The organism is Mesorhizobium sp. BR1-1-13, from assembly GCF_020165515.1.
In the GTDB taxonomy this organism is placed as follows: domain Bacteria; phylum Pseudomonadota; class Alphaproteobacteria; order Rhizobiales; family Rhizobiaceae; genus Mesorhizobium.
In genome coordinates, this window is the sequence record NZ_JAIUIH010000004.1 from 170,825 (window position 1) to 191,812 (window position 20,988).

A 20,988-nucleotide genomic window follows, 5' to 3' on the forward strand; every position below is an offset into this window, starting at 1 on the left:
CAGGGTTGGCCCTTACCAGCGCAATGTGGGCAAAAGGTGACAGGTTTTTTAGTCAAACCTAACGCATTTCGGTGGGCGCCGCGGCGCCGATCAGCGTCAGGCCGGACGTCAAGACATCCGAAACAGCCTGCACCAGCCCTAGTCTGGCATGCGTCAATTGTCGGTCGTTAACCTTAACAAAACGTAAGTCCGGATTATCGGTGCCACGGTTCCAATGCCCGTGGAAGCTGGAGGCGAGATCGTAGAGATAGAATGCCAGCCGGTGCGGCTCGAGCGCAAGTGCCGCCGACTCGATCAACCGTGGATATTCAGCGAGTTTCCTGATCAGGCCGATCTCGCCTTCGTCAGTCAGCGACGCAACGGCAGCCGCCAGGCTGTTGCGATCGAAATTGGCCTCGCCCAACTGCTCGCTCGCCTGCCGGAACACCGAATGGCAGCGCGCCGAAGCGTATTGCACATAGAACACCGGATTGTCCTTGGACTGCTCGGTCACCTTGGCGAAGTCGAAATCGAGCGGCGCATCGTTCTTGCGATAGAGCATCATGAAGCGGATGGGGTCGCGGCCGACTTCCTCCACCACCTCGCGCAGCGTGACGAAATCGCCGGACCGCTTGGACATGCGCACCGGCTCGCCATCGCGAAACAGCTTCACCAGGTTGCACAGAAGAACCGTGAGCTTCACCTCGTCGCCGGCGATTGCCCGCGCCAGCGCTTCCAGCCGCTTGACATAGCCGCCATGATCGGCGCCGAGCACGTAGATCAGCTCGACGAAGCCGCGATCGACCTTGTCCTTGAGATAGGCGACGTCGGCGGCGAAATAGGTGAACGAACCATCCGACTTGACCAGCGCCCGGTCCATGTCGTCGCCGACCGCCGTCGAACGGAACAGGGTCTGTTCGCGATCTTCCCAGTCGTCCGGCCTCTCGCCCTTGGGCGGCGGCAGCTTGCCTTTGTAGATATGGCCCTTCAGCGTCAGGTCGTTGATCGCCGAGCGGATCTTCCTGGCATTGTCGGCGTGCAGCGTGCGCTCGGAGAAGAACACGTCGTGATGCACGTTGAGCAGCGCCAGATCCTCGCGGATCATCGCCATCATCGCGTCGATGGTGCGGTCCTTGACGATGGCGAGCGCCTCTTCGTCCGGCATCTGCAGCAAGGACCGGCCGAATTCCTTGGCCAGCGCCTGCCCGACCGGGACCAGATAGTCGCCTGGATAGAGCCCGGCCGGGATCTCGCCGACCTCGTCGCCAAGCGCTTCGCGATAACGCAGCATCACCGAGCGCCCGAGAACGTCGATCTGCGAGCCGGCGTCATTGATGACATATTCCTTGGTCACGTCGTAACCGGCAAAGGCCATCAGATTGGCAAGCGCATCGCCAACCACGGCGCCACGGCAATGGCCGACATGCATTGGTCCCGTCGGGTTGGCCGATACATATTCGACATTGGCCTTCCTGCCGCCGCCGATGCTGGAGCGGCCGTAATTGCGGCCCTCGCCCAGAAGCGTCGTGAGATGTGCCTGCCAAAAACCGTCCTTGAGCCGCAAATTGACGAAGCCCGGACCCGCAACTTCGGCGGCCGCGACATCCTTGTCGTCCCGCAGTGCGAGCGCCAGGCGCTCAGCCAGCGCCCGCGGGTTCTGGCCGGTGGGCTTGGCCAGCACCATCGCCGCATTGGTCGCGAGATCGCCATGACTGGCATCGCGCGGCGGCTCGACGGCGATGCGCGACAGGTCGGGCGAAACGCCGTCATTGTCTTTCAGGTCAAGCGCTTCGACGGCTTTTATGATTCGCGCGGTGAAGTCGGCGAAGATGTTCATGGGTACGACTCTGGCGGCTTTGCAGGGAATCCGGCTTGTTGGCCGGCAAAAACGAGCCCGCCCTAGCTCAAATCCGGCGTATGGTCAAACAAACGGCGGTGTTCCTTCAGCGCGTAGGTGTCGGTCATCCTCGCCAGGAAGTCGGCCACGCTGCGCGCCTTGATGCGATCCTCGGCCCGGTCGAGCCCCTCGCGCCAGCCGTCCGGCATAGCGCGCGGGTCGGCGAAATAGACGTCGAACAGGTCCCTGACGATCCGCTCGGCATCGGCGCGCACGCGCATGACTTCCTCGTGCCGGTAGAGGTGCTTGTAGAGAAAGGCCTTCAGCTCTTTCTCGGCGACGGCCATTTCGGCGGAAAAGGTCACCATCGTCTCGCCCGCCGCCCTCACCGCATCGGCGCTCCGCGGTCCGGTGCGTTCCAGATTGGCGGTGGTCGACCTGATCACGTCCTCGACCATGGCGGTGATCTGGCGCCGCATCAGCTCGTGGCCGGTGCGCACCTCGTCGAGATTGGGATAGCGCGCGCGCACCCCCTCCAGGATCGTGCCCGGCAGCGAGACGGCCTTCAGCATGTCCAGCGTCAGCAGGCCCGCCCTCAGGCCGTCGTCGATGTCATGGGTGTTGTAGGCGATGTCGTCGGCGATCGCAGCACACTGCGCCTCGATGCCGGCGAACCGGTCGAGTTCGAGGTCGTGCAGTTCCGAATAGTCGCGGATCGCCTGCGGCACCGGGCCCTTCAGGCCCTTGCCTTTGGCGTCCGTCAGCGGTCCATTGTGCTTGACCAGGCCCTCCAGCGTTTCCCAGGTCAGGTTCAGCCCGTCGAACTCGGCATAGCGCGCTTCCAGCCTCGTCACGATGCGCAGCGATTGCGCGTTGTGGTCGAAGCCACCCCAATCAGCCATTTTCTCGTTGAGGGCGTCCTCGCCGGTGTGGCCGAAGGGCGTGTGGCCGAAATCATGCACCAGCGCCACCGCTTCAGCCAGATCCTCGTCGCCGCGCAGCGCCCGCGCCAGGGCGCGTGCGATCTGCGCCACCTCGATCGAATGGGTCAGCCGGGTGCGATAATGATCGCCTTCATGGGCGATGAAGACCTGCGTCTTGTGCTTCAGCCGCCGGAACGCGGTGGAATGGATGATGCGGTCGCGGTCGCGCTGGAATGGCGTGCGGGTCGGGCTTTCGACCTCTTCGAACAGGCGCCCGCGCGAGCGCGCCGGATCGCTGGCATAGGCCGCGCGGGGCCTATAGCCGAATCCGATGTCGCCCAACTCGTTGGTCATGGTCGATGCCGCCTGACTTTGGTCGCCTGACTTTGGCCGCTAGACTTTGGCTGCTAGACTTGGCCGCCAGACTATGGCCGGTTGACTTGGCCCTTCGCGCTTCATACCTATCATGTGAAACCGAAAGCAAGGTGACGCCCATGGGCGCGGATGCCAAGACTGCCATGAAAGTCGAGATGACCGATGCTGCCGCCAGGCGGATCGCCAAGATTGTGTCGGGCGAGGCCGGCAAGACGGCGTTGCGCGTTTCCGTCGAAGGCGGCGGCTGCTCCGGCTTTTCCTACAAGTTCGATCTGGTCGATGCACGCAACGACGACGATGTCGCCATCGAGAAGGACGGCGCCACGGTTCTGATCGACGATTTGTCGCTTGTCTATATGGGCGGGTCGGTGATCGATTTCGTCGACGACCTGATGGGCCAGTCGTTCCAGATCCGCAACCCGAATGCGGTCGCCTCCTGCGGCTGCGGCACAAGCTTCTCCATTTAGGAACAACATGCCTGCCATCGGCGCGGTTCGTCAGGTCGCGCTCTCGGCCGGGCGAGACCTCGACGCGACACTGGCCTTCTGGCGCGACGTGCTCGGGATGAGCGTGCATGCGCGTTACGATCCGCCGGGCATCGCCTTCATCATGGCCGGCAGCGTGCGGCTGCTGTTCACCGACGGCATTCCGGCCGGAACCGTCTATTTCGACATATCAGGTCTCGAGGATTTCCACGCCGGCGCGAAAGCTGCGGGCGTTCCCTTCACCGCGCCTCCGACGCTTGTTCATCGCGACACCGAGGGCCAGTTCGGCCCGGCGGGGGAAAGCGAGTGGATGGCCTTTCTAAAGGATCCCGCAGGCAATACGATCGGTCTGGTCGAACGTCTCGCCCCGGAAGAACATTGAGGCCGCCATGAAGATCGTCACCTGGAACATCAACGGCATTCGCGCCCGCATTGGCAACCTCACCCATTGGCTGACCGAAAGCGCCCCCGACATCGTCTGCCTGCAGGAGATCAAGACGGTCGACGAGCAGTTCCCGCGCGCCGAGATCGAGGCGCTTGGCTACAATGTGGAAACCCACGGCCAGAAGGGTTTCAACGGCGTCGCCCTGCTCTCGAAACTGCGCTTCGACGAGGTCATCAGAGGTCTGCCCGGCGACGACGCCGACGAGCATGCGCGCTTCATCGAAGGCGTGTTCTCGACCGACAAGGGCGCATTGCGCGTCGCCTCGCTCTATCTGCCGAACGGCAATCCGATCGATGATGAGAGGAAATTCTCCTACAAGCTGTCCTGGATGGCGCGGCTGGAGCGCTGGGCCGAGGAGCGGCTGAGGCTGGAGGAAGCCCTGGTGCTGGCCGGTGACTACAATGTCATTCCCGAACCTGTCGACGCGAAGTTCCCGGAGAACTGGCTGAATGATGCGCTGTTCCAGCCGCAGACGCGGCAGGCGTTCCGCAGGCTGAAGAATCTCGGCTTCACCGAAGCGGTGCGTTCGGTCACCGATGCGGGCGACACCTTCACCTTCTGGGACTACCAGGCCGGCGCCTGGCAGAAGAACAACGGCATCCGCATCGACCACCTGCTGCTGTCGCCCGAGGCCGCCAACCGGTTTTCATCGGCCTCGATCGAAAAGCATGTGCGCGCCTGGGAAAAACCGTCCGACCACGTGCCGGTGGCCATAGATCTCGATTTGCTGCCGGCCTGACGGAGACCCCTGCCCCTGCTGACGGCGGACCTTGTATCGCCATAATCAGGCGCATGATGGAAGATCATCATGGCGGCCGGGGTTCCCATGACCAGACGATTTGTCCTTTGTCCGATCGGCCTGGTGTTCGCCATGGCCGTCCCCGCGGCGGCCTTGGCCGACCAGGAATGCCTGGCCAATGGAAAATCATATCAAGTCGGCCAGGTCGCCTGCCTGACGATTGCGGACAAGAGCCACCTCGCCCGCTGCGAGATGGTGCTGAACAACACCTCATGGACAAAGGTTCAGGACGGCTGCCCGCAAGACACGCTGGCGCCTCACCTGCACGCCACGCCGATCTCGGCGCCGGCTCCCAGCATGGTGCCGGCGGAGCCGGCCGAGAATTGAGTTCTGATTAGCGATCTCCTCGTGGGGAGATCATCCTTACTGATCGGCGCTGTTGCCTTTGGTCAGGATATCGTCGGCCAGTGAAATCGCAGTGCGGCGGTCGGCTTCGCCGGCGGCGGCAAACGCTTCTTCCTGCATACCGCGGATCCAGGGCTGATCGGCGGGCGCCGCACGTTCGAGTGCTGCCGTCATCATCGCCAGGCCGCGCACGATCTTGCCGCTCTGAAACAAAAGATGGCCGAGCGTCGCCTGCGCGCCGGCATGGCCTTTTTCGGCGGCGAGCTGGAACCAGCGCCCGGCCTGCTTGACGCTGGCCTTCACGCCGCCCTCGCCCTTCAGGAACATCTGCCCCATCTCGAACTGGGCATTCGGGTTGCGGTAGTTGGCGGCTGCGCGCATGTAATATTCCTGGGCCGCCACTTCGTTCTCGGTCACCGGGCTGCCGGGAATGCCCTTGCGCAGGTAGTCGCCCAGCGCCACCAGCGCGTCGGAGACGTAGCTTTCTTCCGGTGAGCCGGGTTCGACGTCCTGATCGACAATCTCGGAGAAGAACTTGAACGCCTCGTAATCGTCGCGCGCCACGCCGTCGCCTTCGGCATACATGCGCGCAAGCTTCCAGGTGGCGCCGATCTGCCCGTTTTCGGCCGCGTATTTATAGGCCTCCGCGGCCTGTTCCTTGTGGCCGTTCTTGTAGGCGGAGTAGCCGAACTGGAACACCGCCCAGGGGCTCGACTGCGGCTTCACGCCGGTCTTGTCGTCGAACACCTTGTCGTCGAAGGCCATGGCCTGGCCGACGGCGCCAAAGATCGCTAACGCGACCAGTGCCGGAAGGACAGACGACCTCAACAACTCTGGTGTTGACTTCAACAACTCAGATGTCCGCATAGCAGTGTGTTTCTTTCGCACCGCCCGGATGGGTGACTGCGCCATCGCGCGCCGACCCTACCGTCTGTGCGTATTTCCATATCGCGCCGGACTGATAGTCGGTCGTGCGCGCCTTCCAACTCTTTGCCCTCGCAGCCAGTTCCCTATCGGACAACGCCACATCGATCGTGCCGTTCACGGCATCGATAGAGATCACATCGCCGTCCCGGATGAGGCCGATCGGACCACCAACGGCTGCCTCCGGCCCGACATGGCCGATGCAGAAGCCGCGCGTCGCGCCCGAGAAACGGCCGTCTGTGATCAGCGCCACCTTGCCACCCATGCCCTGGCCGTAGAGTGCCGCCGTCGTCGACAGCATCTCGCGCATGCCAGGTCCGCCGCGCGGCCCTTCGTAGCGGATGACGAGAACTTCGCCTTCCCGGTAGTTGCGATGCGTCACCGCTTCGAAACATTCCTCTTCCGAATCGAAGCAGCGCGCCGGGCCGGAGAATTTCAACTCCGTCATGCCCGCGACCTTCACGATCGCGCCTTCGGGGGCAAGGTTTCCTTTCAAGCCCACGACACCGCCGGTTTGGGTAATAGGTCTGTCGGCCGGGCGGACCACATCCTGGTGTTCATTCCAGGCAACATGCTCCATATTTTCGGCCAAAGTGCGGCCAGTGACCGTCAGGCAATCGCCATGCAGGTAGCCGTGGTCGAGCAGCGTCTTCATCAACAGCGGGATGCCGCCGGCCTCGAACATGTCCTTGGCGACATATTTGCCGCCGGGCTTGAGGTCCGCGATATATGGCGTCTTCTCGAAAATCCGGGCGACATCGAACAGGTCGAATTTGATGCCGGCCTCATGCGCTATGGCCGGCAAATGCAGCGCTGCATTGGTCGAGCCGCCGGTGGCCGAAACCACCGTCGCCGCGTTCTCCAGGGCTTTCAGCGTGACGATGTCGCGCGGCCGGATATTCCTGGCGATCAGTTCCATGATCTTTTCGCCGGAGGCGAAGTTGAAACGGTCGCGCATTTCATAAGGCGCCGGCGCGCCGCAGGAATAGGGCAGTGCCAGGCCGATCGCCTCGGCCACGGTCGCCATCGTGTTGGCGGTGAACTGGGCGCCGCAGGAGCCGGCCGACGGACAGGCCGCCTGCTCGATTTCAAGCAGTTCGGCATCGCCGATCGTGCCGACCGAGTGCTGGCCCACCGCCTCGAACACATCCTGCACGGTGATCTGGCGGCCGCGATAGCTGCCGGGCAGGATCGAGCCGCCATAGATGAAGATCGACGGCACGTTGAGCCGCACCATGGCCATCATCATGCCGGGCAGCGACTTGTCGCAGCCGGCGAGCCCGACCAGCGCGTCGTAGCAATGGCCGCGCATGGTGAGCTCGACCGAATCAGCGATGACCTCGCGCGACACCAGCGACGACTTCATGCCCTGGTGGCCCATGGCGATGCCGTCGGTGACGGTGATGGTGCAGAATTCGCGCGGCGTGCCGTTGGCGGCCGCGACGCCCTTCTTGACCACTTGCGCCTGGCGCATCAGCGAAATGTTGCAGGGCGCCGCTTCATTCCAGCAGGAGGCGACGCCGACCAGCGGCTGTGCGATCTCGGCCGCCGACAGGCCCATGGCGTAGAGATAGGAGCGATGAGGCGCACGCGCCGGACCCACGGTCACATAGCGGCTGGGGAGCTTGGCCTTGGAGATGACTTTGGCGTCCATACTCTTCCTTGCCCCACATCTTCCTCGCAAGGGGGCGGTGCGGCCTGCTCCCATCGCCGAGCCTTTTGGCGCGTGTCCCGAGACAAGATCGAGGTGCGCCGGGTTTATGGCGGGAAATGGGCAATTTCCTCGGCCTGACTTTTAGTGCAGGGGTTGTTCAGAAAGTGTTGCCAAAACGTCACAACCGCACGAGGCGGAGCCGGTGCGGTTTATCTGCAACGCAGCCCTGCGGCCGACAGGCTCGGCCGCAGCCCCGCAACGAAAAAGGCCGGGCATTGCCCGGCCTTTCATTGGATTTTACAAAGGCTTAGAACTTGATCTTCACTCCACCAGAGATCGCCGTGATCAGATCATTCCCGAAATCGTAGCTGGCATCCTCGCCTGCAACATAGCCGTTCTCACCAGCCAATGTTCCCGAGTGGCCGCTGGTCAGAACGCCGACCGCTCCAGCGAGCCGCACTTCGATGTTGGGCTGCGGCGTATAGGCGACGCCGCCGCCCAGGGTCCACGTATCGGTCTGCGCACCATAGCCATGCGAGGTACCACGATCCCAAGTCAATTGACCGGCGGCACTCCATTGATCATTGAACTTGTGGCCGATACCACCTGAAACGGTCCAGCCGTCACGATACATCAGGTCGAGCGACGTCACTTGACCGGGACCGTTCGTGAAGCATGCCGCCCCAGGCGCAACTGTTGGGCAGATCGGAACGCTCTGCAGCACGCTCCAGTTGACCCACTTGATTGAACCGAAGGCCAGCCAGCCAGGCGCAATACCGGACTGCAGTTTCAGCTCCAGCGAATCCGGCATCGACTCCTCTGCGCCATAGATCGGCACAGAACCTCCAAGAATAGCTGGCAAGGTGAGTGTGCCCGAAATGTTGTCAAGCTTGACCTTCGAATTGTAGACCAAGCTGGCGCGGAGCGCGATATCAGGGATTTCGTAGGCAACGCCGGCGCGCCAGCCCCAACCGTTGGCCTCCAGATCGACACGACCAAGCAGCGGTTGTCCGAGGGGAGTAAAACCAACCAAGCTTTCCTTGAAGCCTGAAATATCCTGATAGAACAACCCGCCGATAAAGCGGAGCTGGCCCTTGCCAGCGTCAAACTTGTAGGAACAGGTGCCGGCGTAATTGTTGCTCTTGATATCGGTCTCGACGTTAGAAAGCGCTCCGTTCCACATACCTGGTGCGGTATGCGCACCCCAAGGCTGCGAATAATCGACCATGCAGTCGATGCCCTGCACAACCTGGGCCTTCATTCCTATGCGCGGCACCCAATAGCCCTCGGCTCCGTCGGCCGAGGTACCAAGGCCGAGATTGGCTCCGCCGGGACCACGCGCATTCTCGTACTTACGGTCCGGCATCACATAGGTTGCTTCCGCATCCGTCGCGAACGGCGCCGGATCAAACAGCAGGTCGATATCGTAGCCGCCGCGTTCCAGGCCGCCGGCATGTGCCGAGCTCATTGCCGTCCCCAGCAAAGCCAGCGAAAAGCACCCTGCCCCCAGCAGTGCTTTCAGACGCAGATTGTTCATGGATGTCCTCCCCGAATAGTCAGTGCATCCAGCTAGAACCAATTCGGGTTAACGGTGCAACAACGAATTCTTGGGGCGTACATGTACATGTCCACCGGACGCATTCCGGACAAAATGCAGACCAGCGCAGCAAGGCAAAAAAACGGTTCGCAGGGCGTGTCTCCCTCAAAAAAACGGGAGAAAATCGGCCAAAAAGGCCATAAATAAGGAGTTTTGAGCAGTCAAACCGCCCCATTGTTACATTATGGCAACAATGGGGCGAAAACTTCCGTTTACGTCAACATTAACGCTACGGAATGCCGGTTTTCGAAGCAAAAAGCCACCCCATTTTAGAGGGCCCTAAAGTCTCCCGAATCTGCCTTCAACCCGCTTCGCGAACCCTGGCCAACGCCACGGAAAGCTTGCCCTGCGCCTCGCGGTATTCGGCCAGCTTTTCACGCTCGGCTTCCACGATCTCGGCCGGCGCGCTGGCGACGAATCTTTCGTTCGACAGCTTCTTGTGCAGGCGCGCGATCTCCTCGGTCACCTTGGCCAGTTCTTTCTGCAAGCGCGCGGCCTCGGCGGCGAGATCGATTAGGCTGCCGAGCGGCAGGCAGACCGTTGCCTCGTTGAGCACGATCTGCGCCGAGCCCTTGGGTGCGGCGTCAACCTGCGAGATGTCGCCGACGCGCGCCAGCCGCTTGATCGCGGCGGCGTGGCGCTCAAGCCGTTCGCGGGTAAGCGTGTTGGCTCCGATCACCATCAGCGGCGCGATGGCTGCCGGCGGCACGTTCATTTCCGAACGCACGGAACGAATGCCGGAGACGAGATCAACCAGCCAGTTGATGTCGGCGGCCGCTTCAGCGTCCTCGAAATCCGGCGACGGCCACGCGGCATGGCAAAGCAGCGAAGCGCGCTCCTTGCCCTCGCCCGCGGTCTGCGCCCAAAGTTCCTCGGTCATGAACGGCATCATCGGATGCAGGAGCTTGTAAATTTCGTCGAGCACGAAGGCGACGCAGGCGCGGCTTTCGGCCTTGGCCGCCTCGTCCGTGCCCATGAACACCGGCTTCAGCAGCTCCAGATACCAGTCGCAGAACAGGTTCCAGACGAAGCGGTAAGCCGCCCCCGCCGCCTCGTTGAAGCGATATGAGGTGATGCCCTCCGTGACCTCTCGCGCGGCGCGCGTCAGCTCGGTCAGGATCCAGCGGTTGACCGCCAGCTTGGCGTCGTTCAGCCAGAAATCGTCATTGCGCGCGACTTCGTTCATCTCGGCGAAGCGCGTCGCGTTCCACAGCTTGGTGCCGAAATTGCGGTAGCCGGCAATGCGCGCCGGGTCGAGCTTCACATCACGTCCCTGCGCCGCCATCACCGTCAGCGTGAAGCGCAGCGCGTCGGCGCCATATTCGTCGATGAGGTCGAGCGGGTCGACGACGTTGCCTTTCGACTTCGACATCTTCTGCCCGTTCTTGTCGCGCACCAGCGCGTGCATGTAGACGGTGTGGAACGGCTCTTCGTCCATGAAGTGCAGGCCCATCATCATCATGCGGGCGACCCAGAAGAAGATCAGGTCGAAGCCCGTTACCAGCACGTCCGTCTGGTAGTAGGTCTTCAGCTCCGGCGTCTCATCCGGCCAGCCCAGCGTCGAGAACGGCCACAGCGCCGAGGAAAACCAGGTGTCGAGCACGTCCTCGTCGCGGGTCAGGATTTCGCCTGGCTGGAAATTCTCGAGCTTGTCCTCGACCCAGGCCTTCCAGGGTCCTTCGAGCGCCAGATAATATTCGATCGCGGCACTCAGCGCTTCTTCCTCGGTCTTCTCGACGAAGACGCGCCCGTCCGGCCCATACCATGCCGGAATCTGGTGACCCCACCAAAGCTGGCGCGAGATGCACCAGGGTTCAATGTTCTCCATCCACTGGAAGTAAGTCTTTTCCCAATTCGCGGGTATGATCTTGGTGCGCCCCTCTCGCACCGAGGCGATGGCCGGCTTGGCGAGTTCGGCGGCGTTTGCATACCACTGCTCGGTCAGGAACGGCTCGATCGGCACGCCACCGCGATCGCCATGCGGCACGGCGTGGCGATGCGGTTCCACCTTGTCGAGGAAGCCGCCTTCTTCCATCAGTTCGACGATCTTCTTGCGCGCGACAAAGCGGTCGAGGCCGTTGAGTTCGTCCCATACCGCCTGGCGCTCCGGCGTCACCTCGAGCCCGGCGAGGAAATCCTCGTTGTCCCTGAGGTTTACCGCCGCCTCGACGGTGAGGATATTGATCGCCGGCAGCTTGTGGCGCTTGCCGACCTCGAAGTCGTTGAAGTCGTGCGCCGGCGTGATCTTGACCGCGCCGGAGCCCTTCTCCGGGTCGGAATACTCATCCGCCACCACGGGAATCTTGCGGCCGACGATCGGCAGGACGACATTCTTGCCGACCAGGTGCTGGAAGCGCTCGTCGTCCGGATGCACGGCGACGGCCGTGTCGCCCAGCATCGTCTCGGGGCGCGTCGTTGCCACGATGATGAAGGTCTTCGGGTTTTCCGGATCGAAGGCCACGCCTTCGACGGGGTAGCGGAAGTGCCAGAGATTGCCGTTGACCTCTTGCTGCTCGACCTCGAGATCGGAAATCGCGGTGAGCAGCTTGGGATCCCAGTTCACAAGGCGCTTGTCCTTGTAGATCAGGCCTTCCCTGTAGAGCGTGACGAACACTTCGAGCACGGCCTTGGACAGGCCCTCGTCCATGGTGAAGCGTTCGCGCGACCAGTCGGCCGAGGCGCCGAGCCGCTTCAGCTGGTTGAGGATCGCGCCCCCGGATTCGGCTTTCCACTCCCACACTTTCTCGATGAACTGTTCACGAGTGAGGTCGCGGCGATGGATCTGCTTTTCCATCAACTGCCGCTCGACCACCATCTGCGTGGCGATGCCGGCATGGTCCATGCCCGGCTGCCACAGCACGTTCTTGCCGCGCATGCGCTCGAAGCGCACGAGAATATCCTGCAACGTGTTGTTGAGGGCATGGCCCATATGCAGCGAGCCGGTGACGTTGGGCGGCGGGATGACGATGGTGAAGGCCTCAGCCCCCTCCTCGGCGCCGGCGCCGGCGCGAAACGCGTCGGCCTCTTCCCACACCTTGGCAATCTTCGGTTCGACGGTTTTGGCGTCGTAGGTCTTTTCAAGCATGGGAAAACGGTCCGCGCTGTCGGATTTTTGCTGGTCCGGTGTAAATCGGAAGGCTTTGATCGAGTCAACCGTAGGGGCCGCCTCGGCAACCGGCACAACAGAAAGAGGATCACCGTTCAGATAGTGTCTGTCCCGTATGCGACAACCTTGGTGGCGTCGGCACTGTCACCGGTTCCAGCCGGAGAGGCATTGCACACCTAGGCCGCCCAATCCCAAATGCCAGCTCGGGTCGTACGAGGAATAGTGCGACGTCTCAGGGCGCGCTGGAGTCCTCCGGCTTTTCTTTCATAGCGTCGGCGAACTTGCGCATAAGCCGCACGAGTTCGTCGACGTCGTGTGCGTCCCAGTTTTCGAAAACGGCGCGAGCGTTTCTCTCTCGTGCAGCGTCGATCTTGTCGGTCATCGCCTTGCCCTTGGGCGTGACGACGGCCTCATTCACGCGGCGGTCTGTCTCGCTCTGCCGGCGCACGGCCAGGCCAAGGCTTTCGAGCTTCGCCACCTGACGGCTGACAGTGGTGTAATCGCGGCCAGCCCGGTCGGCGAGGTCCACTATCCCGATCGGCCCAAGCCGCTCTATCCCGACCAGCAGAGGAAACAGTGCGCGGTCGAGCGCAATTCCGGCCTCCTTTACCATCTGCTCATCGCGCTGAGGCCGGTTCATAAGGCTGGCAATCTCGATCAGCGCTCCGTGGAGCTCGCGAATCTGATGACTTCCAATATGTGTATTTTTCACATTTTTCATTGACGGCACTCCGACTCTCCTATTATGTGCATTTTACACACAAGGAAATCGGTATGACAAACGGATTTGCGGCAGATGTGCTCATCTGCGGCGCGGGAGCGGCTGGCCTGACGCTGGGGATCGAGCTTGCACGGCGCGGTATACCTTTTCAGCTCATTGAGAAGATGAGCGAACCTTTCCGTGGCTCGCGCGGCAAGGGCATCCAGCCGAGGACACAGGAGATTTTCGAAGACCTCGGCATTCTCGACAGGGTCGTTGCCGCAGGCGGCGTCTATCCGCCGATGCGCGTGTATGGCGATGACGGCAGCTATATCGAAAAGGACACCGGCGAGCGCCCCGATCCGACGCCGGCGGAGCCTTACGCTATCGCGCTGATGATTCCGCAATTCCTCACCGAGCGGATCATGCGAGAGCGGCTGGCAGAACTAGGCCATAGGGTCGAGTACGGATGTGAGTTGGTTGGGTTCGAGCAAGGCGAAAACGGTGTCATGGCACGTCTTGCAGGGCCGAATGGCGAGCAAACCGTTCGCGCACGCTATCTTGTCGGAGCGGACGGCGGGCGCAGCTTCGTGCGCGGCGCGCTCGGCTTGAATTTCCCCGGCAAGACGCTGGGCGTGCGTGCGGTCGTGGCGGATGTGCTGTTGACCGGGCTGGACCGCGATGCGTGGCACCAGTTCAACGACGGTGACATGGAGCGAATGGTCGCGATTTGCCCGCTCGCCGGAACCGATCTCTTCCAGATTCAGGCACCCATTCCGCTGGACGGCGAAGTGGACCTCTCGGCAGAACAACTGGGGCGCTTGATTAATGAGCGGACAGGCCGCGCCGACGTGCAGGTGGATTCGGTCGCCTGGGCGTCGGCCTACCTGATGAACGCCCGGCTTGCCGATCGCTACCGGGTCGATCGGGTATTTCTCGTCGGCGATGCGGCTCATATCCATCCGCCAACCGGCGGCCAGGGCCTGAACACCAGCGTGCAGGATGCCTATAATCTGGGCTGGAAACTCGCCGCCGTGCTCGGCGGCGCGGATGATTGCCTGCTCGACACCTATGAGCAGGAACGGCGTCCGGTCGCGGAATCGGTCCTCGGCCTTTCGACGCGGCTGCTCGACGCCCAGAAACAGGGTGGAATGCACCGCGGCCGCGAGGTGCGCCAGCTCGATATCGGCTATCCGGACTCGCCGCTCTCCAGGGAACTGGCCGAACGCAGCAGCGGCCCGCGTGCGGGGGACCGCGCGCCGGATGCCCAAATCAGGGGCGCGGCGGGCCAACCGTGGCGACTGTTCCAACTGCTCAAAGGGCCGCATTGGACGCTGCTTGTTCATCAAGCCGGGAGAGAGACGGTTGCGCCACGCCAGGGGCTGCATGTCCACCACATCGGCCCGCAAGGCGATGTCATCGATGCCTGGGGACACCTTCGCCATGCTTATGCACTGGCACCGGGCGAGTGTGTGCTGATCCGGCCGGACGGGTATGTCGGTGCGATCGCGATTCTTGGCGCGGACCGGACCGCGGAGCTCGAAATCTATTTGGACCGCATGGGCGTAGTCCAACCCGGAGAAGACCCGAAATGACTGTCGAGATATGTTCGAACAATGAGGTTGGCGGGCTCTATGCTTGGATCGGGCCTATATGAAGCGTGGAGCGGCGTGGTCGTGGCAATCGCCATCATCGGAGCCATTATTGCGGCCACCCGCCTCCCTCGACCTGCCGATCCTGAGATTAGCGTGCCTGCGCCAGGGTGAAGGCGCAACGGTGTCCAACCAGCCACCTAAGGCGACCCGGGAAAATCATTGCGCGCCGCGCGCCACGCGCTCGATCTCCTCGCGCACCAGGCGCTCGACCAGCGTTGGCAGGTTGTTGTCCAGCCAGTCCTGCAGCATCGGCCGCAGCATCTCCTCGGCCATCTCGTCGAATGTTTTCTTGCTGCGGCTGGCAAAGGCATCGGAGAGCTCGCCAAAGGCCGCGGCGACCTGCCGGCCCGTATGCTCGGAAAGGATTGCCGGACGGGCCGCAGGCGTTTCATCCGCCGCCTTGCGCGCCTCATCGGTGGTCGCCGGGGCGGCGATCGAAGGGGCCCGCTCGAACGCCGGCTCCGGTATCGGCTCGTCCACCGGCGCTTCGGGCTGGGCAACCGGTTTGCGAATGCCTGGTATCGCCTTCGCCTGCTCGCCGACCGCCGCGATCTCGCGGCGCCAATCGGCGACGATGGCATCGCTTGCCGCGCCGGCCTCGGGCGCCGCGGGCCTGTCGGCCCTTTCGGCGGGCAGCGGCTCGGCAGCGATCCGGGCACTCACCTCGGCAAGCGTCATCGACGCCCTTGGCGCCACGGGATCGGTTCGCTCCGGCGCGTCCATGCGCGCGACCCTTGGTTCGGCCGCCGATGTCTGTGCCTGCACCTCCGCCAGCGTGACCGGCTTCCTGACCTCAAGGCTTGGACGCAGTTCGGCGCGAAACGCGTCGACGTCGGCGGCTGGAGCCTCGCTCGCCGCCGGCTTAAGGTCCTGGCGCAAGTCATCGGCATCGTCCGGCTGCTTACGGCCGCTGTCGCTGTCCTCGATGATCCTCCTGATGGAAGCCAGTATCTCTTCCATGGAAGGTTCGCGCTGTGCGCTGCTTGCCGTTGCCATCGTCACATCCGCCGCCCTTGTGACCTGTTGCAGATTTCCGCTCCGGAAGAAGCCGGATTCGAATCATGGCGACAGCGTAACCGACGGATCGCCGTACGAGAATCCCCATTCTGGGGACATGTGGGATTTCAACAGATTAGCGAAATTCGTCGTGACGGCTTGCCGGCGCAGTTGCGCAAACAATGAAGCGGGCCCGCGGGTCGCTCGCCGGCCCGGCGTTTCGATCGAACGCCGCCCCGCTTCTAGAGAACTACTCGAACCTGTGGAGCTTAGCGGCCGTCCGGCGTGCGCAGGCCGATCCACTTGTCCTTGACGGCGTTGTAGTGCTCTTCAGGCCTGTACTTCGTCGCCTGCAGCGCAAGGCGCTCGGCCGAGAGGCGGCCGATCGCCGACAGGATGGCATAGCTTGCCACCACCACGTCGTGCTCGGAATTTGCCTGGTTGATCTTGGCGGTGATGACGGTGGCCTGCGCGTTGAGCACGTCCAGCGTGGTGCGCTGGCCGACATTGCGTTCCTCGATGACACCGTTCAGCGCCAGTTGCGCGGCGTCGATCACCTGCCTGTTGGCGGCGACGCTCTGCTGCGCGGCGGTGTATTGCGACCACGCCGAGGCGACGGCCTGGCGCACCTGGTCGCGGCTGACATCGACCTGGATGCGGGCCTCGCCAAGCGATTCCTTGTTCTGTCGCACAACCGCCGAGGTGCGGCCGCCCGAATAGATCGGGATCGTCAGTGTCGCACCGATGTTGGCCGAGGTCGAACCGCCGTTGCTCCCCTGGAGGTCGGGATTGCGATGCAGATAATCCTCCGAAATGCCGGCCGACGCGGAAAGCTGCGGCAGCAATGCGCCCTCGGACGATTTCACCGAAAACGCGGCCGCATCGACCAGATGCTGGGTGGCGAGGATCGCCGGATGTTCGGCCGAGGCGATGGCAATCGCCGAATCGAGGCTCGGCGGCAGCAGCCTGGCCAATGGCGAGGCAGGCCTGAGCTTGCCCGGCTCGTCACCGACGATCTGGTGATAGCTCGCCGCACTTGCCAGCGCCTGCGCGCGGGCGGCGCTGAGCGACGCCACGGCGGAAGCGCGCGACGCATCGGCCTGCGCAACGTCGGTGCGCGTGCCTTCGCCGACCTCGAACCGCGAGCGCGCGGCGCGCGCCTGCTCGGTCAGGAACTGCAGATTCTGCTCCGTCAGCACCGCGATCTGCCGGTCGCGTATCACGTCCATATAGGCCGTGGCCGCGCTCAACAGCGTGTTCTCCTCGGTGTTGCGCAGGCTTTCGACTGATGCCTTGACCCGCGATTCGGCTGCCGCCACATTGTTTCTCGTCTGGAAGCCGTCGAACAGGCTCTGGTTTATGACGATGCCCACACTGGCCGACCCCGTCTTGACGTTGGCGCCGCTGGCACGGGTATTCACATAATTCGTGTCGGCCGTCCCGGTGATGGTCGGGCGCCAGCCGGACTTGGCGATGGCCACGCTCTCGTCGGTGACGCGTACGCCGGCTCGGGAGGCATTCAGCGAGGAATTGTATTGGTAGGCCTTTGCAAGCGCGCCGGAGATGGTTTCGGCCGAGGCGGCCAGCGGGGAAAGCGCGGTCGCCGAAACGAGGACGGCGGTGAAAAGTGACTTGCGTAGAGACGGCACCATTAAACCCTCATTCGTTTTCCATGGGAACCACACCGCACCGGCTTCTCCTTTGAGAACCGGAGCGGCGTGTCAGAATGTTCCCTGTCGCTCGGCCCAAAGTGCCCCCATTGGGATCAGCAACGATTGTTCAAATGCAAGCGACCATGACAAAGCCTCTGCTGCAAGGCCAAATCATTCAGAATTCGAAAGCATGCTCACGTTCGAACCCGGGTAGTGGCTTAATTGCCGCATTAAATGCCCGTCTACCGGTTACAACCCCCCCTGCTTTGAAAAAAAGCCGCGCCACGCCGGAATTGCCCTGGCCTTCGACCGCGACGAGGCGGCCGCCTTCGGCGAGCTGGTCGAGCAGCGCCGCCGGCACTTTGCCGACGCTGCCGCCGACGAAGACGACATCGTAGGGCGCCTTGGCCGCATGTCCCTGCGGCAGCGGGCCCTGGACCACGGTCACATTGCCGCAGCCCAGCGATGAAAGCACCGACTTTGCGGTTTCGGCCAGCGCCGAATCACTTTCAAGCGCCACCACGGATCCCGCCAGTCGCGACAGGATGGCCGAGGCATAGCCGGTGCCGCAGCCGACATCGAGGACCGAATCGGCCTGACTGATTTCGGCCAGTTGCATCAGCTTGGCCAGCGGCGAAGGCTCCATCAGATATCGCGCGCCGCCGGGGCCGTCCGCGATGCGGATGTCTTCGTCGATGTAGGCGAGATTGCGCTGGCTTTCGTCGACGAAAAGCTCGCGCGGCACGGAAAGCATGGCGTCGAGCAGCGGCGTGCTGGTCACGTCGGTGGTGCGGATCTGGCCATCGACCATCTTGACGCGAAGCTCGGAGAAATCAGCGCTCATGTCCCAACCAATCCGCTTGCCGCGCCACATCGCGGTTCATCTAGACGGGAACGGCGAGCCCCTGCGCTGACGCGCGGGAGCCCGGAGATTGGAGGCCTCGCCCGGAATCGAACCGGGGTGCAAGGATTTGCAGTCCTCTGCGTAACCACTCCGCCACGAGGCCTCGTTGCTCCCGGCGTTCCACCCGGTTCCAATAGGTTGCGGCGAAAAAGCCGTCAAGCGGCGACAATGCATTCGCGACGGTTTCGCCTGCGCCAGCCCCGGCACCCCGCCCCAAATGCGAGACAGGGCGGTTCGAGCTGCATTAGCAAGCCGTTAAGCATGGCGGATGATCGAGAGAAACTCCGCGCATCGGGCTGCGTTGAAGTGCAGGAGGACTGCGCCATGCAGCTGGCTAAAAAACCTGACGAGTCGACCAACAATGCGGACAGCTCGCCGCTGCTGGGGTGCGAGGAGCTGGTGCGCTACGCCATGGATTGCCTCAAGATAGAAGGCACCGGCCGGCTTTCGCCGCGCGACCGCGCGCGCCTTGCCTCGGCTTCCGCCGTCCTGAAGGAAATCAGCGAGGATCTGAAAGCAGGCCAGCAGGACGTCCCGGAGGAGGCGAGCACTGGAACGCAGGATAGCGCTGCGATTTGATTCGGCCCCTAAGGTCGCCGCGACGAAACCGGGCAAGGCCCCGGCCGATCAATCCGGCCGGCGCCGCCGTTCCCACCAGACGACGAACCGGCGCCGATGGCGCCGCACCATGGCGAATTCGTAGGAGAGCACCAAAAGTCCGAGCGGCACCATCCAGAAACCGAGAACAGGCAAGAACCCCAGAATGCCGCCGATCGTCAAAAGCACGCCGATCGCAATCCTGAGGCCGCGCGAACGCGGCATGGTGAACTTGCGTCCGAAGACCGATATCTTTCGCGCCGGTGCCTGGTTTTCTTCTGCTGCCGTCATCTCGAATGGCTGGTCCGTCTGGTGGCTTGAGGGTGTCACTTGAGGAAAGCCGCGACTGCACATTCGGTTCCGCGCCCCTCGCAAGGAGGCTAATATGAGGACGAACGCCGCCGATTGCGAGAAACGCCTGAGCGAAAAAGTCTCGGAAAAATGCGAAATGGTTCTTTGCAAAGCCGAAAAGGGTTTGCTATAGGCTGCGCCACTCGCATGAGAGCCTCTGTTCCCCGGTAGCTCAGTGGTAGAGCAACCGGCTGTTAACCGGTTGGTCGCTGGTTCGAATCCGGCCCGGGGAGCCAACAATTTCAAAGACATCGCCGCCTGAGCCCAAATCGCGAATTTTGCGATTTGCGTATCAGGGCAACATCTGCGGCAACAGAAGGTTTGCAGCGCGCTGGACAATCGGCCGTTCTGCCGAGCCTTCCACATGGCCAAGGCGAGGCCGCCGCTCGGCAAATCGAAGCGGCTATCGCACGCATGAAGCTCACCAAGGGATCATGCGCTGCTCCTTCGCGGAATCGAGCGAAAGCAAAAGAGCCCTGCTCACCGAAGCAGCCGAAGCCACAAAATCTAAGCCCAGGAAGCAGACTGTCCCAGCGCGTTGACGGTTGGTTAACGTTACGTTACCCTCCATAATTAGCTTAAGCTAAAAAAGGGGGATCTGATGAAAACGACTATCGTTTGCGCGGCTATCGTCCTTGCCACCTCAAGTGCCGCTGTGGCCCACGAGAAGAAGAAAACGGTCAACGCCGACGCATGTGCCGGCCTGTCGATCAAGGCGGCAGTGGCGGCGAAATTGGACTGCACTGCAACGGGTACCGGTATTTCACCACAGACTGACGCAGCTAAACCCAAGGCGCGCCTTGGGTACGACGATGCCAGCCCTGGGATGCCCTCTTTCGGGCTTTAATTTTTCCGCTTCAGTCGCCATGCTCGCGCGCCACGCGCTGGTGCAGGGCTGGAGCGAATGATGCGAAAAATTTTGATATCGGTGCTGCTGCTGAGGGCCGCCTTTTCCATAAACGCCGCCCTCGCGCTGGACAGCAGCGGCACGCCTGTCGTGGTCACGCCGCTTGCCTCGCGCACGACCACCGCATCCGGTTCCGCTCGGCCGGACTGACATGCCGTGCCGGTCGCCGATCTTTATCGATGGAACCCGATTCCTCGGGCTGGGTTCTTCGCGAAATCCCTTTGCTTGGTGAATGCCTTTTCCTGGAGCAAACTCCCTGCCGGGGCTCAAGGAGCAGAAATGAGAGCACGAACAGCGACGGTCGGCGATCTGGAAGACGTGTTTCGCCATTTGTCCAAGCGGATGTCCGACGAATACATCGCCGCCGGCAAGGACAGCAAGGTCGCCTACGACAATCTGATGATGAACCTGAAGGAGGGCCGCGCCCATGCCCTTGTCGACAGCGACGGGACCGTAGCGATCATCGCCTGGCACGAACATGGTGACGCCGCGGACACGCTGTTCGCCGCGCGCGAGGGCTTTTTCAGGGCCGCGACCGTGCGTTTCTGCAGGCGGCATATCAGGCAGATCCAGGCGCTCGCCGGCAATCTCCCCATTCACTCCCGCAGCTGGCTCACGGGACCGGAAATCGCAAAATGGTTTCGCACCATCGGCTATGTCGAGCGCGGCGAGGAAAACGGCGCCAAACTGTTCGAACTGCCGCCGGCCGCGACCCGGCCGGGCTAGGCAAGCGGCTTCGGTGCACCGCGATTCCAGC

The 20,988-nt window shown here is 62.7% G+C and carries 20 protein-coding genes and 2 tRNA genes; 10 read left to right on the forward strand and 12 right to left on the reverse strand.

The annotated features are described in order from the left end of the window. Nucleotides 1-58: 58 nt before the first annotated feature. Both argS and LB533_RS11575 read right to left on the reverse strand, forming a co-directional pair. Nucleotides 59-1,816 (reverse strand): arginine--tRNA ligase, encoded by a 1,758-nt coding sequence (gene argS, locus LB533_RS11570; RefSeq protein WP_140638954.1) that lies wholly within the window; start codon nucleotides 1,814-1,816, stop codon nucleotides 59-61. A gap of 62 nt (nucleotides 1,817-1,878) precedes the next feature. Beyond that, on the reverse strand, nucleotides 1,879-3,093 hold the full coding sequence (locus LB533_RS11575; RefSeq protein WP_224677207.1) for a deoxyguanosinetriphosphate triphosphohydrolase: 1,215 nt from the start codon (nucleotides 3,091-3,093) through the stop codon (nucleotides 1,879-1,881). A gap of 140 nt (nucleotides 3,094-3,233) precedes the next feature. Between LB533_RS11575 and erpA the strand changes: the two genes are divergently transcribed. The 4 genes from erpA to LB533_RS11595 all read left to right on the forward strand — a co-directional run bounded on the left by erpA (nucleotide 3,234) and on the right by LB533_RS11595 (nucleotide 5,170). Continuing rightward, nucleotides 3,234-3,581, forward strand: a complete 348-nt coding sequence (erpA, locus tag LB533_RS11580) for an iron-sulfur cluster insertion protein ErpA (protein ID WP_140551452.1) — start codon at nucleotides 3,234-3,236, stop codon at nucleotides 3,579-3,581. 7 nt (nucleotides 3,582-3,588) lie between these two features. Beyond that, complete coding sequence (locus LB533_RS11585) at nucleotides 3,589-3,981, forward strand: VOC family protein (protein WP_140638956.1); 393 nt, start codon at nucleotides 3,589-3,591, stop codon at nucleotides 3,979-3,981. 7 nt (nucleotides 3,982-3,988) lie between these two features. After that, nucleotides 3,989-4,783: an exodeoxyribonuclease III gene (gene xth / locus LB533_RS11590; protein WP_140495757.1), complete on the forward strand. Its 795-nt coding sequence runs from the start codon at nucleotides 3,989-3,991 to the stop codon at nucleotides 4,781-4,783. Nucleotides 4,784-4,852: 69 nt separating this feature from the next. Then, nucleotides 4,853-5,170 carry a hypothetical protein gene (locus tag LB533_RS11595; protein ID WP_210239872.1) on the forward strand — a complete coding sequence of 106 codons (318 nt, stop codon included), beginning with the start codon at nucleotides 4,853-4,855 and terminating at the stop codon, nucleotides 5,168-5,170. Between the two features lie 36 nt (nucleotides 5,171-5,206). Here LB533_RS11595 and LB533_RS11600 read toward each other — a convergent pair whose 3' ends face one another. The 5 genes from LB533_RS11600 to LB533_RS11620 all read right to left on the reverse strand — a co-directional run bounded on the left by LB533_RS11600 (nucleotide 5,207) and on the right by LB533_RS11620 (nucleotide 13,199). After that, nucleotides 5,207-6,055 carry a tetratricopeptide repeat protein gene (locus LB533_RS11600; RefSeq protein ID WP_140638958.1) on the reverse strand — a complete coding sequence of 283 codons (849 nt, stop codon included), beginning with the start codon at nucleotides 6,053-6,055 and terminating at the stop codon, nucleotides 5,207-5,209. After that, nucleotides 6,042-7,766 carry a dihydroxy-acid dehydratase gene (ilvD, locus tag LB533_RS11605; RefSeq protein WP_140638959.1) on the reverse strand — a complete coding sequence of 575 codons (1,725 nt, stop codon included), beginning with the start codon at nucleotides 7,764-7,766 and terminating at the stop codon, nucleotides 6,042-6,044. The genes LB533_RS11600 and ilvD overlap by 14 nt, the downstream gene beginning before the upstream one ends. 307 nt (nucleotides 7,767-8,073) lie before the next feature. Further along, on the reverse strand, nucleotides 8,074-9,303 hold the full coding sequence (locus tag LB533_RS11610) for an OmpP1/FadL family transporter (RefSeq protein ID WP_140638960.1): 1,230 nt from the start codon (nucleotides 9,301-9,303) through the stop codon (nucleotides 8,074-8,076). A gap of 361 nt (nucleotides 9,304-9,664) precedes the next feature. Next, a complete protein-coding gene (locus tag LB533_RS11615; protein WP_140638961.1) occupies nucleotides 9,665-12,448 on the reverse strand; it encodes a valine--tRNA ligase in 2,784 nt (927 codons plus the stop codon). Between the two features lie 253 nt (nucleotides 12,449-12,701). After that, complete coding sequence (locus LB533_RS11620) at nucleotides 12,702-13,199, reverse strand: MarR family winged helix-turn-helix transcriptional regulator (protein WP_140638962.1); 498 nt, start codon at nucleotides 13,197-13,199, stop codon at nucleotides 12,702-12,704. 44 nt (nucleotides 13,200-13,243) lie between these two features. On the opposite strand from LB533_RS11620, the gene LB533_RS11625 reads away from it, so the two are divergent. Then, nucleotides 13,244-14,764, forward strand: coding sequence for an FAD-dependent oxidoreductase (locus LB533_RS11625; RefSeq protein ID WP_224677208.1), 1,521 nt, complete (start codon nucleotides 13,244-13,246; stop codon nucleotides 14,762-14,764). Nucleotides 14,765-14,980: 216 nt separating this feature from the next. On the opposite strand, the gene LB533_RS11630 is transcribed toward LB533_RS11625, so the two are convergent. The 4 genes from LB533_RS11630 to LB533_RS11645 all read right to left on the reverse strand — a co-directional run bounded on the left by LB533_RS11630 (nucleotide 14,981) and on the right by LB533_RS11645 (nucleotide 18,479). Next, complete coding sequence (locus LB533_RS11630) at nucleotides 14,981-15,820, reverse strand: PopZ family protein (RefSeq protein WP_224677209.1); 840 nt, start codon at nucleotides 15,818-15,820, stop codon at nucleotides 14,981-14,983. A 269-nt stretch (nucleotides 15,821-16,089) separates the two neighbouring features. Further along, nucleotides 16,090-17,469 (reverse strand): TolC family outer membrane protein, encoded by a 1,380-nt coding sequence (locus tag LB533_RS11635; RefSeq protein ID WP_140639227.1) that lies wholly within the window; start codon nucleotides 17,467-17,469, stop codon nucleotides 16,090-16,092. Nucleotides 17,470-17,647: 178 nt separating this feature from the next. Continuing rightward, a complete protein-coding gene (locus LB533_RS11640) occupies nucleotides 17,648-18,316 on the reverse strand; it encodes a protein-L-isoaspartate O-methyltransferase family protein (RefSeq protein ID WP_224677210.1) in 669 nt (222 codons plus the stop codon). 89 nt (nucleotides 18,317-18,405) lie between these two features. After that, a tRNA-Cys gene (locus LB533_RS11645) sits at nucleotides 18,406-18,479 on the reverse strand. A 158-nt stretch (nucleotides 18,480-18,637) separates the two neighbouring features. On the opposite strand from LB533_RS11645, the gene LB533_RS11650 reads away from it, so the two are divergent. Beyond that, nucleotides 18,638-18,955, forward strand: a complete 318-nt coding sequence (locus LB533_RS11650) for a hypothetical protein (RefSeq protein ID WP_140638966.1) — start codon at nucleotides 18,638-18,640, stop codon at nucleotides 18,953-18,955. A 48-nt stretch (nucleotides 18,956-19,003) separates the two neighbouring features. Here the strand turns inward: LB533_RS11650 and LB533_RS11655 are convergent, their stop codons facing one another. Next, nucleotides 19,004-19,264 carry a hypothetical protein gene (locus LB533_RS11655; protein ID WP_140638967.1) on the reverse strand — a complete coding sequence of 87 codons (261 nt, stop codon included), beginning with the start codon at nucleotides 19,262-19,264 and terminating at the stop codon, nucleotides 19,004-19,006. Nucleotides 19,265-19,485: 221 nt separating this feature from the next. Between LB533_RS11655 and LB533_RS11660 the strand changes: the two genes are divergently transcribed. The 4 genes from LB533_RS11660 to LB533_RS11675 all read left to right on the forward strand — a co-directional run bounded on the left by LB533_RS11660 (nucleotide 19,486) and on the right by LB533_RS11675 (nucleotide 20,957). Next, nucleotides 19,486-19,560 (forward strand) — tRNA-Asn (locus LB533_RS11660). A 365-nt stretch (nucleotides 19,561-19,925) separates the two neighbouring features. Continuing rightward, nucleotides 19,926-20,171: a hypothetical protein gene (locus LB533_RS11665; RefSeq protein WP_140638968.1), complete on the forward strand. Its 246-nt coding sequence runs from the start codon at nucleotides 19,926-19,928 to the stop codon at nucleotides 20,169-20,171. A 60-nt stretch (nucleotides 20,172-20,231) separates the two neighbouring features. Then, complete coding sequence (locus LB533_RS11670) at nucleotides 20,232-20,381, forward strand: hypothetical protein (RefSeq protein ID WP_224556616.1); 150 nt, start codon at nucleotides 20,232-20,234, stop codon at nucleotides 20,379-20,381. A gap of 129 nt (nucleotides 20,382-20,510) precedes the next feature. Further along, nucleotides 20,511-20,957 carry a hypothetical protein gene (locus LB533_RS11675; RefSeq protein WP_140551432.1) on the forward strand — a complete coding sequence of 149 codons (447 nt, stop codon included), beginning with the start codon at nucleotides 20,511-20,513 and terminating at the stop codon, nucleotides 20,955-20,957. Nucleotides 20,958-20,988 lie beyond the last annotated feature (31 nt).

Bases quoted from the DNA above. Each gene is read 5' to 3' on its own strand.
- argS (WP_140638954.1), bottom strand. From the start codon at position 1,816: ATGAACATCTTCGCCGACTTCACCGCGCGAATCATAAAAGCCGTCGAA.
- LB533_RS11575 (WP_224677207.1), bottom strand. From the start codon at position 3,093: ATGACCAACGAGTTGGGCGACATCGGATTCGGCTATAGGCCCCGCGCG.
- erpA (WP_140551452.1), top strand. From the start codon at position 3,234: ATGGGCGCGGATGCCAAGACTGCCATGAAAGTCGAGATGACCGATGCT.
- LB533_RS11585 (WP_140638956.1), top strand. From the start codon at position 3,589: ATGCCTGCCATCGGCGCGGTTCGTCAGGTCGCGCTCTCGGCCGGGCGA.
- xth (WP_140495757.1), top strand. From the start codon at position 3,989: ATGAAGATCGTCACCTGGAACATCAACGGCATTCGCGCCCGCATTGGC.
- LB533_RS11595 (WP_210239872.1), top strand. From the start codon at position 4,853: ATGGCGGCCGGGGTTCCCATGACCAGACGATTTGTCCTTTGTCCGATC.
- LB533_RS11600 (WP_140638958.1), bottom strand. From the start codon at position 6,055: ATGCGGACATCTGAGTTGTTGAAGTCAACACCAGAGTTGTTGAGGTCG.
- ilvD (WP_140638959.1), bottom strand. From the start codon at position 7,766: ATGGACGCCAAAGTCATCTCCAAGGCCAAGCTCCCCAGCCGCTATGTG.
- LB533_RS11610 (WP_140638960.1), bottom strand. From the start codon at position 9,303: ATGAACAATCTGCGTCTGAAAGCACTGCTGGGGGCAGGGTGCTTTTCG.
- LB533_RS11615 (WP_140638961.1), bottom strand. From the start codon at position 12,448: ATGCTTGAAAAGACCTACGACGCCAAAACCGTCGAACCGAAGATTGCC.
- LB533_RS11625 (WP_224677208.1), top strand. From the start codon at position 13,244: ATGACAAACGGATTTGCGGCAGATGTGCTCATCTGCGGCGCGGGAGCG.
- LB533_RS11630 (WP_224677209.1), bottom strand. From the start codon at position 15,820: ATGGCAACGGCAAGCAGCGCACAGCGCGAACCTTCCATGGAAGAGATA.
- LB533_RS11640 (WP_224677210.1), bottom strand. From the start codon at position 18,316: ATGAGCGCTGATTTCTCCGAGCTTCGCGTCAAGATGGTCGATGGCCAG.
- LB533_RS11650 (WP_140638966.1), top strand. From the start codon at position 18,638: ATGGCGGATGATCGAGAGAAACTCCGCGCATCGGGCTGCGTTGAAGTG.
- LB533_RS11655 (WP_140638967.1), bottom strand. From the start codon at position 19,264: ATGACGGCAGCAGAAGAAAACCAGGCACCGGCGCGAAAGATATCGGTC.
- LB533_RS11665 (WP_140638968.1), top strand. From the start codon at position 19,926: ATGAAAACGACTATCGTTTGCGCGGCTATCGTCCTTGCCACCTCAAGT.
- LB533_RS11670 (WP_224556616.1), top strand. From the start codon at position 20,232: ATGCGAAAAATTTTGATATCGGTGCTGCTGCTGAGGGCCGCCTTTTCC.
- LB533_RS11675 (WP_140551432.1), top strand. From the start codon at position 20,511: ATGAGAGCACGAACAGCGACGGTCGGCGATCTGGAAGACGTGTTTCGC.